At 56.3% G+C, this 17,706-nt stretch carries 13 protein-coding genes; 3 read left to right on the forward strand and 10 right to left on the reverse strand.

Annotated elements, in window-relative coordinates; genetic code table 11:
- Window positions 1-40: 40 nt before the first annotated feature.
- The 10 genes from iolB to BH714_RS12745 all read right to left on the reverse strand — a co-directional run bounded on the left by iolB (window position 41) and on the right by BH714_RS12745 (window position 13,149).
- The gene (gene iolB / locus BH714_RS12700; protein WP_025203476.1) at window positions 41-853 is read right to left on the reverse strand and encodes a 5-deoxy-glucuronate isomerase; all 813 of its coding nucleotides are present in this window, start codon (window positions 851-853) and stop codon (window positions 41-43) included.
- A 9-nt stretch (window positions 854-862) separates the two neighbouring features.
- On the reverse strand, window positions 863-1,753 hold the full coding sequence (iolE, locus tag BH714_RS12705; RefSeq protein ID WP_040018120.1) for a myo-inosose-2 dehydratase: 891 nt from the start codon (window positions 1,751-1,753) through the stop codon (window positions 863-865).
- 14 nt (window positions 1,754-1,767) lie between these two features.
- The gene (locus BH714_RS12710; protein ID WP_040018121.1) at window positions 1,768-3,672 is read right to left on the reverse strand and encodes a bifunctional 5-dehydro-2-deoxygluconokinase/5-dehydro-2-deoxyphosphogluconate aldolase; all 1,905 of its coding nucleotides are present in this window, start codon (window positions 3,670-3,672) and stop codon (window positions 1,768-1,770) included.
- A gap of 12 nt (window positions 3,673-3,684) precedes the next feature.
- On the reverse strand, window positions 3,685-4,818 hold the full coding sequence (locus BH714_RS12715) for a Gfo/Idh/MocA family protein (protein WP_020883047.1): 1,134 nt from the start codon (window positions 4,816-4,818) through the stop codon (window positions 3,685-3,687).
- An 8-nt stretch (window positions 4,819-4,826) separates the two neighbouring features.
- A complete protein-coding gene (locus BH714_RS12720) occupies window positions 4,827-5,855 on the reverse strand; it encodes an ABC transporter permease (RefSeq protein WP_014171147.1) in 1,029 nt (342 codons plus the stop codon).
- An 11-nt stretch (window positions 5,856-5,866) separates the two neighbouring features.
- Window positions 5,867-7,414 carry a sugar ABC transporter ATP-binding protein gene (locus BH714_RS12725; protein WP_014171148.1) on the reverse strand — a complete coding sequence of 516 codons (1,548 nt, stop codon included), beginning with the start codon at window positions 7,412-7,414 and terminating at the stop codon, window positions 5,867-5,869.
- A gap of 54 nt (window positions 7,415-7,468) precedes the next feature.
- On the reverse strand, window positions 7,469-8,398 hold the full coding sequence (locus tag BH714_RS12730) for a sugar ABC transporter substrate-binding protein (RefSeq protein WP_020883045.1): 930 nt from the start codon (window positions 8,396-8,398) through the stop codon (window positions 7,469-7,471).
- A gap of 31 nt (window positions 8,399-8,429) precedes the next feature.
- Window positions 8,430-9,416 (reverse strand): inositol 2-dehydrogenase, encoded by a 987-nt coding sequence (iolG, locus tag BH714_RS12735; protein ID WP_025203474.1) that lies wholly within the window; start codon window positions 9,414-9,416, stop codon window positions 8,430-8,432.
- 290 nt (window positions 9,417-9,706) lie between these two features.
- Window positions 9,707-11,632, reverse strand: a complete 1,926-nt coding sequence (iolD, locus tag BH714_RS12740; RefSeq protein ID WP_040018123.1) for a 3D-(3,5/4)-trihydroxycyclohexane-1,2-dione acylhydrolase (decyclizing) — start codon at window positions 11,630-11,632, stop codon at window positions 9,707-9,709.
- 11 nt (window positions 11,633-11,643) lie between these two features.
- Complete coding sequence (locus BH714_RS12745; protein ID WP_040018124.1) at window positions 11,644-13,149, reverse strand: CoA-acylating methylmalonate-semialdehyde dehydrogenase; 1,506 nt, start codon at window positions 13,147-13,149, stop codon at window positions 11,644-11,646.
- A 278-nt stretch (window positions 13,150-13,427) separates the two neighbouring features.
- Here BH714_RS12745 and BH714_RS12750 point away from each other — a divergent pair, with 278 nt between their 5' ends.
- From BH714_RS12750 to BH714_RS12760, 3 genes are all read left to right on the forward strand, one after another.
- Window positions 13,428-14,258: a MurR/RpiR family transcriptional regulator gene (locus tag BH714_RS12750; protein ID WP_020883041.1), complete on the forward strand. Its 831-nt coding sequence runs from the start codon at window positions 13,428-13,430 to the stop codon at window positions 14,256-14,258.
- 853 nt (window positions 14,259-15,111) lie between these two features.
- Window positions 15,112-16,395 carry a hypothetical protein gene (locus tag BH714_RS12755; RefSeq protein WP_040018131.1) on the forward strand — a complete coding sequence of 428 codons (1,284 nt, stop codon included), beginning with the start codon at window positions 15,112-15,114 and terminating at the stop codon, window positions 16,393-16,395.
- Window positions 16,392-17,480, forward strand: a complete 1,089-nt coding sequence (locus tag BH714_RS12760) for a hypothetical protein (protein ID WP_052445455.1) — start codon at window positions 16,392-16,394, stop codon at window positions 17,478-17,480. Before BH714_RS12755 ends, BH714_RS12760 begins: the two co-directional genes overlap by 4 nt.
- Window positions 17,481-17,706 lie beyond the last annotated feature (226 nt).

Here is a 17,706-nt window from a genome sequence, read left to right on the forward strand (position 1 = left end):
GGTGATAAAAAAAGCCCGCGGGGTGCGGGCTTCTGCAACGTCAACGTGGATAGTCGCGGTTGATCCACGCGTGATCGTCTTCCCAGGTGAACATCCATTTTCGCACCGGACCGGCCATCACGTTGAGATAGTAGCTGTCATAACCAGCCAGCGTCGCCACCGGATGGTACCCCTTCGGCACCATCACCACGTCGCGGTTATAAACGGCCATACACTCATCCAGCGACCTGTCGTCGGTATAGACCCGCTGCATGCAGAACCCCTGCCCGGGGTTGAGGCGATGATAGTAGGTCTCCTCCAGGTAGGTTTCCTGCGGTGGATTATCCGTATCGTGCTTATGGCTCGGGTATGAACTGGTGCAGCCTTCGTGGGTCCAGACCTCAACCACCAGCAGGCTGTCGGCGGGTTGATCTTCCGGCAGAATGTTGTGCACGTAGCGCTGGTTATGGCCTTTGCCACGCGCCTGCGCGTCGATATCCTGCGGAGCGATAAGCCGTGTCGGGAAGGATCCTTTGCCGGGTGCGGCACAGACCGCCAGCTCCAGCGTCGTCAGCGCCTTAATCTGCACCGTCTCCTGCGGCGTGACGTAGACCGCCCAGGGCTTTATGCGCTCAAACGGGCTCATCCGCTCGCCGATGTCAGTAAACTGCGCGGTAGGTGTGCTGATAGAGGCCCGTCCGGCCACCAGCACCAGACAGCGCTCTTCGCTGACGGCGGGCAGCGTCAGCGTCTGCCCTTCCTGCAGTTCATACGCTTCAAAGCCAACGTATCCCCAGCCCGCGCGTTCCGGCGTGACGGACTGGGTACGGCCCTCCGCACTCGGCGGTTGCCAGCGTGATAACAGACGTGACATGTCACCTCCTCAGATAAGCCCGGCGTCGCGCGCCAGACGGCTCAGGTTGTTATACCCCAGACGGGCGTAGGTCAGCGGGTGAGCGATAGCAGGATCCTGCTCCGCCTCCACCACCAGCCAGCCGTGATAATCCTGCGCCTTCAGCAGTCGCATGATGGGCGGATAGTCCACGCAGCCGTCACCCGGTACGGTGAAGACCCCACTCAGCACCGCATCAAGGAAGCTGGTTTTGCGGTTTTTGACGTCCGCCAGCACGTCGGCGCGCACGTCTTTACAGTGAACATGGTTAATGCGCGATGCCCAGCGCTGGGCCACCGCCAGCGGATCAGCCCCGGCAAAGGTCAGATGGCCCGTGTCCAGCAGCAGGCCCACCTCTTCACCGGTATGGGTCATCAGGTTATCGACATCTTCAGCGGACTCAATGACCGTTCCCATATGGTGATGGTAGGCAATCTGCACCCCCTGCTGCTGCGTGTAGCGGGCAAAAGCGGTCAGCTTCTCACCGTACTCTTTCCAGCGCCCGTGCGGGAAGCGCGGGCGAAGATGAACCGGCGTCTGTTGCTCGCCGTGAATACAGCCGCTCACTTCGGCGAATACCAGCACCTTTGCCCCCAGTTCGCGCAGCAGCGTCAGGTGGGACTGCACGGCGGCAATCTCCTCCTCCACGCTACGCTCCAGCAGACGCCCTGAATACCAGCCGGAGACCAGCTGCAGATCGTGGCGCTGCAAAATGGGGCCAAGCAGGCGCGCCTCACGCGGGAATTTATTGCCCAGTTCGAAACCGGCAAAACCGGCCTCTTTCCCTTCGCTCAGACAGGTATCCAGCGGCGTCTCCGCGCCGAGTGAAGGCAGATCGTCGTTCGTCCATGTCAGCGGGTTAATGCCTAATTGCACACTCATTGTCGTCTCCTGAATTATGCGTGTCCGCGCTCGCGCCACCAGGCGATAAGCTGCAGGTAATTGTCCCGGATGCGTGCCACCAGCTGCGCATCGTCAATATCGTGTTTCAGCCATGCACGGGACGCATCGCCAAACAGCGTGCGTCCTACGGCAAAGCCCTTCACCAGCGCGTGTCCCGAGGCGGCTTTAAAATCAGCACGAAGCTGCTCAGCCGGGGCGTCCAGCCCGAGGATCACCACGCCACGACAGTGTGGATCCCGACGTTCAATAATCTCGCTCAGCGCCGTCCAGCCCTCGGCAGAGAGCGGCGGCAGTTTCCACCAGTCGGGATAAATCCCCAGGTTGTAAAAACGCGAGATGGCGCGCAGGTAAAGCTCATCGCTGCGCGGCATGCTGGCTGGCAGGATCACCTCCAGCAGCAGTTCATGACCGGACTGGCAGCAGGCGTGGTAGACCTCTGCGATTTTCTGCTCCTGCTCCAGACGCAGGCCGTGCGCATCTTCCGGATGGAAAAAGACCAGGCATTTCACCACATGCTCCTGCGGCCAGCTGATGAGCTGCGTGCCGATGTTACCGTGCTCCATCTCCAGCGGCCGGGAGCCCGGCAGCTCAATAGGGCGGCCTATCCACCACCCTTCACCGGTAATCGCGTTCAGGGCGTCCTGACCAAAAGTGCCGTCACACAGCAGACCGGCTTTGCCCTCAAGCCCTGCGCTGCTGGCCGCCTCACGGCTGGCCTGCAGAATAAGCTGCTTCAGCGCTGGGATGCGCTTCAGGGATGCCCCGCACTGCAACGCCATATCTTCCAGCTGGCTGCGATGATCGAAGGCCATCACGCACAGCTCCGGCCACTCACGGCGGCGGGTGGTGACGCGGTGCAGATGGTTCAGGCGCGCATCAAGATCGGGACGCGGCACCGACGCCGCACGCGACAGGTAGTCGTCCAGCTCAGCCTTGCTCGGCATCGCCGGGGCACAGCCGTGGCGGGACACCACCAGCGCACCACACGCGTTGGCATAGCGGCAGGCCTGCTCCCAGCCTTCGTCGTTAAGGTAGCCGCGCAGCAGGCCGGACATAAACGCGTCGCCCGCACCGAGCACGTTTAGCACCTCAACGCGCACGCCGGTCACCGTCAGCCCCTCATCCAGCCGGGGCGGTATAGCGTCGGTATACACCGAACAGCCAAGCGCTCCACGCTTGCAAACCAGCGTAGCGTTACTCACGGCGCGCACGCGACCCAGCGCCTGCAGGGTATCGGTACTGCCACCTGCAATGTGGAACTCTTCTTCGGTGCCGACAATGACGTCGAAAAGGTGCAGCACCTCCTGCAGTTCACGGGTCACGTTTTCTGCGGCAATAAAGCGCGTCTCCCCGTCCCCTAATGAGGTCAGCCCCCACAGTACCGGCCGGTAGTCGATATCCAGCACCGTGCGAACACCGTGACGGCGGGCATAGTTAAGCGCCGTCAACACCGCGTCACGGGTCTGAGGGTGCGAGAGATGGGTCCCGGTGATGGCAAGGCACCGTGCGGAGGCAATGTAGCGTTCATCCACATCGCTGGCCGTGATGGCCATATCCGCGCAGTTATCGCGATAAAAAATCAGTGGAAAGGTGTCCCGGTCTTTAATGCCGAGGAGCACCAGCGCCGTCAGGCGTTCTTTGTCGGTGATCAGATGGCTGGTATCGCAGCCCACCTGGTGTAATTCTTCTCGCAGGAAGCGTCCCATATGTTCATCACCGACGCGTGCCAGCATCGATGAGCGCAGCCCCTGACGCGCCGTCCCGTAGGCTACGTTGCCAGACGAGCCGCCGAGATATTTCGCGAAGCTCGACACATCTTCAAGACGGGCACCAATTTGCTGACTGTAGAGGTCTACCGCCACGCGGCCCATGCATATCACATCAAACTGCTTTTCCACGTTGATACCTCATCAGACAATGTCGTTCACGTTCAACCAGCGGCCTTCCTGGTGCGAGAGTGCGATGGCGTCCAGCACCCGCGAAACCTTCCAGCCCTCTTCAAAGTCCGGCCACATCGGCACATCAGCGGCAATACCGTCGACCAGGTCGCGTACTTCCACCGTTTTTTGATCGTTAAAACCGATACCATGGCCCGCTCCCATGCAAAACGCGCCATAGTCCGGATGTGACGGACCCACAAGCAGCGTGCGGAATCCCTGGCGGTTTACCGGGTCGTCATGCAGATAGAGCTTCAGTTCCGCCATCCGCTCCTGGGTAAAACTGATGGCCCCTTTGGTGCCGGTTATCACATATGACAGTCCCATCTTGCGCCCGCAGGCGACGCGGGACGTTTCAATCACCCCTTGTGCTCCGCCGGCGAAACGGACCATCGCGTGCGCCTGATCTTCGTTTTCAACCGCAACGTTTTGCGACGAACCGGCCTGCGCCGGGCGTTCAGGCACAACAATTTTTAAATCACCGCAGACCTGCTGAATGTCCCCGACCAGATACTGCGCCATGTTGACGATATGCGCCGCCAGGTCCCCCAGTGCACCCAGCCCGGCGGTCTCTTTAAAACAGTGCCAGTGAATGGGAGAAAGCGGGTCGGCCATATAATCTTCGTTGTGGGTACCGTAGAAGTGGATCACCTCGCCAATCTCGCCGCGGGCGATGATCTCTTTCGCCAGCTGTGCCGTCGGGTTTTTCATGTAGTTAAAACCCACCAGCGTTTTCACCCCTGCCCGCTTCGCGGCGTCCACCATTTCACGTGCGTCATGGGCATTCAGCGCCAGCGGCTTTTCCGAGTAGACATGCTTACCGTGGCGAATGGCCTCCAGCGCCATCTCTTTATGCAGATGGTTGGGGGAGCATATATCCACGACATCAATCGCCGGGTCAGCCACCAGTGCCCGCCAGTCGCCGGTTGAGCGGTTGAAGCCAAAGGCCTGCGCCCGCTCTGCCGCCAGCGCGGGCGTCACTTCCGCCACCATCTCGCGCACCAGTTTGCCGCGCAGGGTAAATACCGTCGGCGCTTGGGCATAGGCGATGGCATGTGCCTTGCCGATATACCCGGTGCCAATCAATCCAATACGAACCTCTTTCATCCTGATCCTCACAATGCGCCGCGACGGCTCTTGGCATAGGTGTCGAATGCCACCGCCAGAACGATAATTAATCCGGTGATTATTTGCTGGTAATAGGCCGAGACGTTCATCAGCACCAGACCGTTAATCAGGATCCCCATAATGATGGAACCAATGATGGTGCCGCCGATGCGTCCATAGCCGCCCATCAGCGAAGTGCCGCCGATGACCACCGAGGCGATAACGCGCAGTTCAAAGGAGATCCCGGCGACCGCTTCCGCACTGCCAAGACGAGCGCTGAGAATAAAGCCCGCCAGTCCCGCCAGACAACCAATCAGCACATAGACACTCACCAGCACGCGCTTCACGTTGACCCCCGCCAGGCGCGCTGCCTCCGGGTTACCGCCGATGGCATAGACGAAGCGTCCCCAGCGGGTTTTATGCAGCGCCAGATACCCGCCAAGCGCCACGATGGCGAAAATCCAGATTGGAATGGAGATGCCAAGCAGCTCCCCGCGTCCCCACCAGCGGTAACCCGGGTCGAAACCTGCAATGGGCGCGCCGTCGTTGATCACCAGCGTCAGGCCACGCCAGATGGTCATCCCGCCGAGCGTGACGATAAACGGCGGCAGGCGCAGGCGGGTTACGCCCAGGCCGTGCAGGAAGCCAATCGCCGTGCCCATCGCCAGACAAATCCCCAGCCCAATCAGCCAGCTCATGCCGCCCCAGGCGTTCGGATCAACGGTGGTGAAGTTGTCGCCCTTAATCACGTATGCAGCGGTCATGGCGCAGACCGCCAGGATGGAGCCGACTGAAAGATCGATACCGGCAGTCAGAATGACGAAGGTCATCCCCACGGCCATGATCCCGTAGATGGACACCTCGGTCAGGATGTTGAAAATATTGCGTTCAGAGAAAAAATTGCTGTTCTGCGACTGAAAGAAAATCAGCAGCAGGATCATGAAAATCAGTACCCCGAAGCGCTCGAAGAAGGCGATGGGATCGAGGCGTCCGCTGCGTTTCACCGGAACCTGCGTTTTAGAAATCATCTGCGTCATGGAAAACTCCGTTATGCCGCGTTGAGGGCGTTGTGGTTGATGGCCATCATCGTCATCAGCCGCTCTTCGTTAGCGTCGTCGCCGTGGATCTCACCGGTCACCCGGCCTTCACTGAGCGTGATGATCCGATCGGATACCGCCATCACTTCAGGCAGATCGGAGGAGATCACGATCACCGCCACGCCCTGTTTGGCCATATCAAACAGCACCTGGTGTACTTCCGACTTGGTGCCCACGTCGATACCGCGCGTCGGCTCATCGACAATCAGCACCCGAGGGTTCAGCGCCATGCAGCGCGCCAGGATAACTTTCTGCTGGTTACCGCCGGAGAGCTTGCGCACCTCCTGCGCGCTGTTGACCATTTTGATCTGCAGCGCCTTGCGGTAGGACTCAATCAGATCGTCCTCTTTGCGGGTATTCACAAACCAGCGCCACTGCATCAGAGAAGAGAGACTGGAGAGCGAAAGGTTGTCGCGAATCGATAACCCCAGCACCGCCCCCTCTTTCTTGCGATCTTCCGGGACCAGCGCGATGCCCTGCTCAAGGGCGTACATCGGGTCGCGCGGTTGATACGGGACGCCGTCCAGTTCAAAGCTGCCCGAGGTAAAGGCATCCGCCCCGAACAGGCAGCGCGCCACTTCGGTGCGCCCTGCACCCACCAGGCCGGCAATGCCCAGTACTTCTCCGGCGTGGACATGGAAGCTAATGTCATGCAGGGCAATGCCGTGCGGATCCAGCGGCGGTTTTTCGCGGCTCAGCCCTTTTACTGCCAGACGAACCGGCTTGTTTTCATGATGGGTTTCGCTGGCGGGACGACGATTAAAGGCCACGTCACGCCCTACCATCAGACGGATCAGCTGCTCGACATTGGTTTGCGCCACGGCGCCACTGCCGGTGAAACGGCCGTCCTGGAAAACGGTAAAGCGATCGCAAAGCTGGAAAACTTCGTGCAGTCGGTGGGTAACGTAAATAATGCTCACCCCCCGGTTTTTCAGCTCGCGCACCACGCGGTGCAGGCTTTCCACCTCGCTGTCGCTCAGCGCCGCGGAGGGTTCATCCATGATGATCAGCCTGGCGTTCAGCGTCAGCGCCCGGGCAATCTCGACCATCTGCTGCTGGGCTACGCTCAGACGGGCGACAGGCGTGGTTGGCGCAACGTTCAACTGCAGATAATCGAGGATCACCTGCGCCTCCTGGTTCACCGCTTTTTCGTCGACAATCAGGTTACGTTTACGCGGCTCGCGCCCGAGAAACATGTTTTCCGCGACGGTCATATTGGGCAGCAGGTTAAATTCCTGATAGATAGTGATAATGCCCTTGTTCTGCCGCTCAACCGGTGAATCGTCCACCGGCAGCGTGTCGCCGTTGAACCAGATATCCCCGCGCGTTTGCGGCTGTGCGCCCGCCAGGGCTTTCAGCAGCGTGGATTTCCCCGCTCCGTTCTCACCCAGCAGCGCGTGGATCTCCCCGGCACCGACGGTGAGCTGTGCGCTGCTCAGCGCCCAGACGCCAGAAAAGCTTTTTGCCAGGTCGGTCACTTTCAGTAAGGGTTGCGACATCGGTCTGCTCCTCCTTAATAGTGAGCCGCCACCTGCGCGGCGGCTCCGGATAAATCAGTTACCGGCCTCACTGATGCGCTCAGCCTGCTGCAGATTTTCTTTGGTGATAAGCGTTGGCGGGTAGTCCGCGCCGGTGATGGCTTTCTTCTCACGCACGTTGGCCACCAGCTGGCTCATCGCCGTTTGTACCGCGAAGCCCGGGCGCTGATCCGCCGTGACCGCCAGCCAGCCGTCGCGCACGCGCGCCAGCGCCTCAGGGACCGCATCAAAGCCGGTCACCAGAATTTCGCCAGGCTTCACGCCCTGGCCCTGCAGCGCTTCAATTGCGCCCAGTGCCATGTCGTCATTGGCGGAGAGGATCACCTGTGGGCGTTTCGGCAGTGACGGCAGAACGCTTTCCACAATGCGCATCCCTTCAGAACGCATCCAGTTGCCGGTCTGATCGGCAACGATCTTGTACTTGTCCCCGCCCGCCTTCAGGCTGTCGCGGATCCCTTTGGTACGTTCAATGTTGGAGGAGGAACCTGGCTGGCCGGTGAGCAGAATAATGTCTGCCCCGTTGGGGAATTTGCTTTTAACGAAGTCGCCAATCGCCTGGCCGCCTTTGTAGTTGTTAGCACCAAAATGCGGCACCTTCTTCTGGCTGTCGACGGAGCGGTCAAGCGTCACAACGGGCAGATTCGCATCCTGAATTTCATCCACCGCGCTGGAGACGGCATTGACGTCATTCGGGGAGACGATGAACCCCTGCGCACCACGGGTGATGGCGTTTTCCAGGTCAGCGACCTGTTTCGGCGAGCTGCCCTGCCCGTCCAGTACCTGAAGCTTTACGCCCATCTCTTTTGCGGCTTTTACCGCAGTACGCTGCATGTGAACTTCAAACGGCATCGCCAGGTTTGGTGTACTGAAAACAATTTGCTCGTTTTCGGCCATTGCTGCCCCGGCGGTCATGGCGATGAGGGCGGCTAAGATCAATTTTTTCATTATTATGTCTCTCTGTGTAGGGTTGTTGTGTTTAGAGGACGATCTCACGCTGGCTACGCAGGGATTCCAGCGCTTTATCCGCCAGGTACAGCGCACGTTCACCATCATCGCCGCTACAGTCAGGCGTCGCTTCGCCGCGCAGCACCGCAACAAAGTGTTCCCATTCCGCGGCGTAAGCGGATTTGTAGCGCTGCAGGAAGAAGTGTTCCGGCAGCGCGCCGGTGCAGCCCTGTTTGCCGTAGTGCTGCACCTGATTTTCAAGAATATTGCCCGCGCACAGCAGGCCCTCTGAGCCGTGCAGCTCCAGGCGCTGGTCGTAGCCGTAAGAAGAGCGGCGGCTGTTGACGATGGTCGCCATCGCGCCGGAGGCATACTTCAGTACGATAAACGCGGTATCGATATCCCCCGCCTCGCCAATCGCCGGATCAACCAGATTGCTGCCCTGGGCATACACCGACACCGGCTCTTCGCCCATGATGAAGCGCGCCATATCAAAATCGTGAATGGTCATGTCGCGGAACATACCGCCGGAAACGCGCACATATTGCGCCGGTGGCGGGGACGGGTCGCGGGAGATAATCAGCAGCGATTCGGGCTTACCGATCCGCCCGGCCTGCACCTCGGTTTTGACCCGGCGAAACTGCGGGTCAAAGCGGCGGTTAAAACCGATAAACAGCGGTACGTTGTACTCGTTAACCACTTTCAGGCAGTCGCGCACGCGGGCAAGATCCAGGTGTACCGGCTTTTCACAGAAGATCGCTTTGCCGTGGCGGGCGGCCATCTCAATCAGATCCGCGTGGGTGTCCGTCGCAGACGCGATCAGCACGGCATGAACGTTTGGGTCGCTCATCGCGTCCTCCAGGCTCTGCAGACGAGCCTGATATTGCGTGGCGAGGCGGGTGGCAAATTCCTGATTCGGGTCGACCACAGACCAGAGCGTGGTCTCACTGTGGCTGGCGATGTTAGCTGCATGTACCTGGCCAATTCGGCCAGCGCCCAGTAAAGCAATGTTAAACATAACGGCTCCCGGTGTTGGTGAATGCTGTGAACTAACGACCCCTTAAATAAAACATTTATTTCATTTTTATAAATAGTGAAAATTATATTTTTGAGTGCGGGTTAACACTTTTGAGATGATTGAGATAAATTTTGTTATCAATATCACAACATTGCAGCCGCTCCGTGATGCACTTGCCACAGGAACACAGGAGACAAAATGGCGACAGGTGTGCCCTCTCCCGTGGCGGGAGAGGGTGAGAATGAAGGCAGTGAAAAATGAAATGAAAATTTCGTTATGGCGGGAAATACTTAATACTGGCGAGCTTTTTTCACCTGCGCCTGGGTTTGCTCGGCGGCTTTGCGCACCGCAGACGATCCCGCGACCTGCGCATCACCGGTTCGCCACCATGACGCGTAATCATGGGTCATGGTTTTTGGCAGCACTTTGATATCCAGCAGCGTTGGGCCAGGATGCGCCCGCGACGCCTCCAGCGCCGCCAGCAGACTCTGCTCGTCATGGACCCGCCACGCGCGACAGCCGTAGCTTTCCGCGTTCTGGGCGAAATCGACTTTTACCAGCGGCCCGTCAAGCCGGCCTGAATCTGGATTTCGATGACGGTTTTCCGTACCGAAGCTCCCCATCCCGTGCCCCATCTGCAGGTTATTAATGCAGCCGAAGCTGGCATTATCAAACAGCAGGACGGTGACGTTGATCCCCTCCTGCACCGCGGTTTGTAGCTCGGAGTGCAGCATCATGTAGGAGCCATCCCCCACCATGGCGTAAACCGGCTGATGCGGGCTGGCAAGCTTCGCGCCTATCGCCGCCGCAATCTCATACCCCATGCAGGAGTAGCCGTACTCCAGGTGGTAACTGTCCGGCGTCTTCACCTGCCAGAGGCGCTGTAAATCCCCGGGCAGCGATCCGGCCGCGCCCACGACGATGGCGTTATCTTCGATATGTTGATTGATAAGCCCCAGCACCCGCGTCTGGGTCAGGCGGGTGTTGAGCGCCTCACCGTATTCCGCCAGCTGCACATCAAGGTGCCCTGCCACTTCAGGCGCATCGTCGGGATGCCACTGACGGCCCCATAAGCGCTGGCACTCCGCATGCCAGGCAGATTTCGCCTGAGCGATCTCCTCTCCCCAGTGGCTTCGGTACGCCGGGAGCGCCTGCGTTAACGCGTGCAGCCCGGTTTGCGCATCGGCAATCAGCGCCGTGGCATCCAGTTTCAGAGCATCAAACTCGGCGACGTTCAAAAGCAGGAACTCGACGTCCGGATGGGAAAAGAGCGCTTTAGAGCCAGTGGTAAAGTCCGTCAGGCGCGTGCCGATGCCAATCACCAAATCCGCCCTGGGTGCAAGCTGGTTAGCGGCCATTCCGCCCGTCACACCGATCCCCCCCAGATTAAGGGGGTGATCGCTTACCAGCGCCCCCTTTCCGGCCTGGGTTTCGGCAAACGGCAGCTGCAGCGTCTCGACAAATTCCCGAAATGCCTCATGCGCGCCGGAATAACGCACGCCCCCGCCACACACCACCAGCGGACGGCGTTTACGGGCAATCAACGCCTGTGCCTGGGCCAGACGCTGGGGGTCAGGCGGACGGCGTTCAATGTGATGCACGCGACGCGCAAAGAAGCTCAAGGGATAATCCCAGGCTTCGCCCTGTACGTCCTGCGGCAGGCAAATGGTCACTGCCCCCGTCGCTGCGGGGTCAGTAAGCGTACGCATCGCATTTAACATCGCGCTCATTAACTGTTCCGGACGGTTAATGCGGTCCCAGTAGCGTGAAACGGGACGGAAGCAGTCGTTGGTGCTGATACTGAGATCGTGGTACTGCTCGATTTGCTGCAAAACCGGATCGGGCTGGCGGCTGGCATAGATATCCCCTGGTAACAGCAGGAGCGGAATGCGGTTCGCGGTGGCGGTCGCCGCGGCCGTCACCATATTAGCCGCGCCGGGCCCGACGGATGAGGTGACGGCAAAAATGCGCCGACGGCGATGCTGTTTGGCGAATCCGGTCGCCATATGGGCGATGCCCTGTTCGTTACACCCCTGCATCACCTGCAGGTGGCCAGGATCCTGCTCCAGTGCCTGGCCGATACCCAGCACGTTGCCGTGACCAAAAATGGTCGCCACGCCCTCCACGAAGGGCGTTTCGTGTCCATCAATGGAGACATACTGTTGATTAAGGAATCTGACCAGGGCCTGAGCCATGGTCATACGTTCGGTTTGCATAAAACCTCCTGTCAGCCCAGCGTCGGCATGGAGAACGCAGCGCCAGTCTCCTGCTGCATTTCCGGCCAGCGTGCGGTGATGGTTTTCATTCGGGTGTAGAAACGCACGCCGTCGTTGCCGTGGACATTCAGCGCACCAAAGATCGAACGCTTCCAGCCACCAAAACTGTGGAACGCCATCGGCACCGGGATCGGCACGTTCACCCCAACCATCCCCGCCTGCACCTCTTCGCAGAAGCGGCGCGCGCAGCCACCGTCACGGGTAAATATTGCCGAGCCATTACCATATTCATGCCGGTTAATCAGGTCCACCGCGCTGCTGTAATCTGCAACACGCACCACAGAAAGTACCGGCCCGAAAATCTCTTCTTTATAAATGGTCATCTCCGGCGTGACGTCATCGAACAGCGTTGGTCCAACAAAATAGCCCTGCTCGTGGCCTTTCACGCTGAACCCACGGCCATCCACGCGCAGGCGGGCTCCCTGAGTTTCCCCGCTGTCGATATAGCCCAGCACTTTGTTACGGTGTGCCGAGGAGATAAGCGGCCCCATTTCGTTCTCTGGCGTCTGGTCCAGACCCGGTCCGACGCGCAGCGCGGCAATCTGTTTTTCCAGCCGGGAACAGAGTTCATCAGCAGTGTTATCCCCCACTGCCAGCACCACCGACAGCGCCATGCAACGTTCTCCCGCCGCGCCGAAGGCAGCGCCCATAATCGCGTTCGTCGCCATATCCATATCGGCATCCGGCATTAAGATGCAGTGGTTTTTTGCCCCGCCCATTGCCTGACAGCGTTTACCGTGGGCGGAGGCGGTCTCGTAAATGTATTGGGCGATCGGCGTTGAACCGACAAAGCTCACAGCCTGCACGCGTGGGTCAGTCAGCAGCACGTCAACCGACTCTTTATCACCCTGCACCACGTTAAACACGCCGTCAGGCAGGCCGGCGTCTTTCAGCAGTTTTGCCAGCGCGAGCGCCAGAGAGGGATCTTTTTCCGACGGTTTCAGCACGAACGTGTTGCCGGTGGCCAGCGCAATCGGGAACATCCACATCGGTACCATTGCCGGGAAATTAAACGGCGTGATCCCGGCACATACGCCGAGCGGCTGCATCAACGAGTGGCTGTCGACACCGGTGCCGACGTTAGCGGAGTGCTCACCTTTTTGCAGATGCGGGATGCCGCAGGCAAACTCCACCACTTCCAGGCCGCGGGTCAGCTCGCCCACCGCGTCGGAGAAGACTTTGCCATGCTCTTCGCTGATGATGCGGGCCAGGCGCTCCATGTTCTCTTCCAGCAGCGCTTTGAAGCGGAACATCACGCGTGCGCGTTTAAGTGGAGAATGACGCGCCCAGCCAGGAAAAGCCTGCTGTGCTGCGGCAATCGCCTGTTCGGTTTCCTGTGCCGTACTCATCACCACCTGGCGGATCTGCTCTCCGGTGGCCGGGTTGAAGATTGCCTGAACGCGCTGGCCTGAACCGGTGACACACTCGCCGTGAATAAAATTCGCTACCGTCTCCATCCTTAACCTCTCGCTGTTGATACGTGACTGTTACCTGAACACTATATATGAAACAAATATTCCATTTTAAGTTGAAATAAAATAAATGATGATTATTGTGATCAAGGATGGATTTTTATGTTAACAGCCACCATCACCGGTGCAGCCTGCGCTATTAAGGCATTTCAGGCGTTGAAATGCGTGAAGCTTCTGTTTCATTTTTGAGGCCAGATGGACGGCCGGCATTTAAAAGACGCGGTTTTGCGTTTAGAATCATAAAACTATGCATAGGGGGTAAAATGACCACAGCAACCAGCCTGAATGAGCTGCAGCAGCAAATCCGCGATCGCTACGATAGCCTGAGCAAGAGGCTGCAGCAGGTCTCCCGCTATGTGCTGGATAATACCAACAGCGTGGCCTTTGATACGGTCGCCGTCATTGCCGAGCGTGCCGATGTGCCGCCGTCAACGCTGATCCGTTTTGCCAATGCTTTTGACTTCACCGGTTTCAACGAGATGAAACAGCTGTTTCGCATGAACCTGGTGGAAGAGACCGCCAGCTACAGTGACCGCGCCCGGCTGTTTCGCGAAATGGAAAGCCAGGCCGTCCCGGAAACCCCGCTCGATATTCTGCAGGAGTTCGCCCGTTCAAATGCGCAGGCCCTCCAGCAGCTGGCCGCCCGCGCCGAGCCGGAGATGCTGGAGCGCGCCGTACAACTGTTGGCCGACGCCGACACAATCTATATCGCCGGGTTACGCCGCTCGTTTAGCGTCGCCGCCTATCTGACCTACGCCCTGAGCCACCTGGAGTGCCGCCCTATTCTGCTCGACGGAATGGGGGGGATGCTGCGTGAGCAGATCAACCGCATCAAGGCGCAGGACATCGTGGTATCGATCAGCTTCTCGCCGTATGCGGAAGAGACGGTGATGGTCAGCGAAACCGCCGCCAGCGTCGGCGCGCGGCAGATTGTGATCACCGACAGCCAGATAAGCCCGCTGGCCACCTTCAGCGATCTCTGTTTTGTGGTGAAAGAGGCGCAGGTTGACGCGTTTCGCTCGCAGTCGGCGACGCTGTGCCTCGTACAGTCGCTGGTGGTAGCGCTGGCATATCGGCTGGGCAGTGGGAAGTAACGGAGAATAAAAAACCCCCTGCGCAAGCAGAGGGTTTGGGGTGATATCAGGGGAAAATCATTCCCACTCTAATATAAACGATAACAAAAAAAAATTAAAAATCATTGGGATAGGATTATCAATTCACTTAGCACCACAAAAAATACCATTTTACGAAAATTCTTTGCGCGGTCACGGCATTACTCATACGTTGTAGTCGTCGGCAACGGTAGAATCTCGCCACCACCTACTGCATTACATAATTCGTCTTTTCACAAAGTCTTTGTGGTATCTGTAGGCAGCTTCAAATAACGGGTCGTAAAGACTATCTTTGCGTATCTCTTACAGTTCTGCACGTATGGAGCCAAAGCTACAAGATCAGCTGCGTTTTATTGCGTCACAGCCGAGCATTTCAGCGTCCCGCGAAGAGGCGTCTAAAACCAAGGTTTGGATCAAGTGATGCTTGAAAGTTGTGTCGGGACATAGAAGAGTGGCTTAATACACGAACAGAATGAGACAGACTGAGTTTCTGAGCTTTTAAAGAGACATGACTGGTGCTTGAGGTAAGTCTCGTAGAACCTGTTGTGATCCTTCGGGATAGACGCAGATCAGCCAAGTACGTGTAAGCATGGTTCATAAGGCGCGCTCCTACGAGTTTCGTCCGCAATACACACGGTACATTTTTTACGCTTTGCCGAACATCAATAGATCAGTGTGACTGAATCAGGTACCATAGGGGAAAATGGTTATCTCGCGGAGAGATGAACCCGCTCATTTTCGTTGACTGGATTTTTTCGTGCTATCTGAACAGACCCCTTTGAAGCCCCTAGACGGAAGGAAAAAGCGATTCTCACGGAAACTTACGTCGAGTGGTATGGATGTCTTAATCCCAAGCAGATGGGAAGATTTACTGCCTGTCCCTTTAGACTCGCATGAGAATGTTTTTGTAGAAATCCTACATGCACATCGCATTCCCGTATTAAGCCCAGTACCATTAGTGGGCAGGTATAGCAAGTCGCGCCGATGGTCCTCTGAAGAGCTCGAAGCATGTATCGAAGCTCATGATAGAGGTATTCCAATTGGATTGATGTCAGCCGCCTTAAATCGTAATCCACAGGACATTATCTTCCGGCTGTTAGATGTTTATAGCGATAAAAAGCAGAACTTTCGAGAGATCAGTGTAAAAACAGTTCGTAAGTTGGAAGATAAGAACCTTGCAGCTGCTCGACAACTATTCGAGGCTGGGCTCACAGCTTGGCGAATAGCCGCTTTTTTTGGCATCGACTTTGAAGTTGCAGAAAAACTGCTTTACCAAGGGAGAGACGACTACGGGCATGTTAAGAAAAATCCATTTGCTATCTGTACTGATCATAAGCAAATAGTCAATCGTGCAATTTTAGGAAGATTGCCCCCCTTATCCAGAGTTATTGACGCTTTCGCAGGGGAGGGGCGTTTTAGTCAGATCGTAAATGAGCTCCATCCCACAGCTGATGTGAAGTGTATCGAGAAAGATGGCGCGACCTTTTCCCGTGCAACTGGCGATATCCTATGGCCGGAAAATGTGAACTGGATACATGATGACAACATGAACGTCCTCCGTCATCTAAATGAGGCCGATACAAAATACGATCTTATTGACCTAGACCCATTTGTTAGTTGTCGAGAGCAAATGGACTTGACATGGAAGTTACTGGAGGATAATGCAGCTTTATTTATTACCTTCGGAGGCGAATATCGAAGGAGTTTTATAGGAACCAATCGTAAAGCCATCGCACGAAGATATGGCTTTTGGAATGATACACTTTCAAATAGTGATTATCTTGAAATAATTCCGGCTTTCTTCTATGGCTGGGTTGCACAGCAGGCTTCAGAGCAAGGATTTATCTTAGAGATAGATTACTGCGTTCGCTACCCAAATTATTGCCGGTTCTGGACAAAATCACGTAGAGCCAGCCAGGCAGAATGTCGACAATGGTATGAAAGGAATGTTGAGGAACGCGATTCTGGCTTTTTTTGGAAGAATTTAGTTATCCCACGATTTTCCGAGGTTCGTTATCGTACCGATGAGCTTATAGCAGGTATTCCTTATACTCCAGCCAAACCAAAAAAAAGAAAGAGTAAAACTATCCCCGTCCCCCAAAAGGAATTGAAAACGTGACCAAGAAAGTTACGATCTACGAGTTCGCACAAGCAGAGATGAATCTGCTTGTCAATGCGATGCTGGAACTTGCCGAGAGGACCGGAAATTTCATTAATCCACCCACTGAGATATGGAGCGACCACGTTAGCACAGAGATGCTGCTGTGTGGTAAGGGCTACCATATCGACGACATAGCTGAGCTTCCTTCCTTTGAAAACGCATGGGTGGCACGCTTGGCTTTCCCCTTTAGTATTGAGACAGCAGCAACAGGCTCACTTTACAGGAGGATCGAGTCGTTTACCGATGACCTGATTTCGACTGCATATCAGGAGTCCAACAATTTTCAGAATATCCAACCGGTGTGGATTAAAGAAAACCCGCAATTCTTACCTGTTTATATGCATGTAGCGGGTTCATTTAGTAAACAAGAACTACGTAAACGTATTGGGTCGGCGTCCGATAACTCCATTTCAAAGCCGGCCTCCGAAAAAATAGCAGCCATGCTCACTGCGGCCGCTCGAGCAAGCGTAATTGATCAAGATCGAGTAAAGGAACGTATAAAAGCGACGGTAGAAGGGATAGTTCGCGACCTCGTGGGTAGATTACTTCTCGAGCAATTCGTTGCAAGTGCATTGAGTCGGCACAAAGTCCCCTTTAAGCGAGAGAATGAATATCGAAATCTTGAAGGCGTGGTTTACGATTTTCGTGCGGACTTCGTGGTTCCCAATGAACAGGAACCAATGGCCTTTCTTGAGGTGCGTAAAAGCTCGTCTCGGCATGCGAGTCTCTACGCCAAAGATAAAATGTTTTCTGCAATCAATTGGAAAGGCAAGCACCCTAAGTGTTTAGGGGTATTAATTATTGATGGCCCTTGGACAGAAGTGACCATCAAAATAATGTCTCGTATATTTGATTACGTGATTCCAATTAATCAAGTCGATGAAGTCGCTGCAAAAATACGGGCTTACCTCGATGGCGATGAGGCCGTTCTCCAGTGGCTAGTCGATTTCAAAATCATGAGGTATAATCCTGGTAGAGCTCCAGAACTCGCTCCTAAAGTAGAACTTTCACCAGACGAGTTAGAGGATAACAGCGAAATTTAATATCCACTGACACCAACTTGTGTTGGTTCCTATCCCCCCATGATATGAGCAGAGTTTACTTAGATATAAACAAGTAAACTCTCAGTATCTAAAATCGATATTTATTTCAACAACGCTAGGCAGATGGGAAATCCAACCACATCTATCTTAATAGAAAGACTGAGCCGTTCATTCTGCTGTGTAGTCACACCCATTTTAGTTCCACGCACTTTTTGAGAGCTACGGT

The sequence above is a fragment of the Enterobacter ludwigii genome, from assembly GCF_001750725.1.
In the GTDB taxonomy this organism is placed as follows: Bacteria; Pseudomonadota; Gammaproteobacteria; order Enterobacterales; family Enterobacteriaceae; genus Enterobacter; species Enterobacter ludwigii.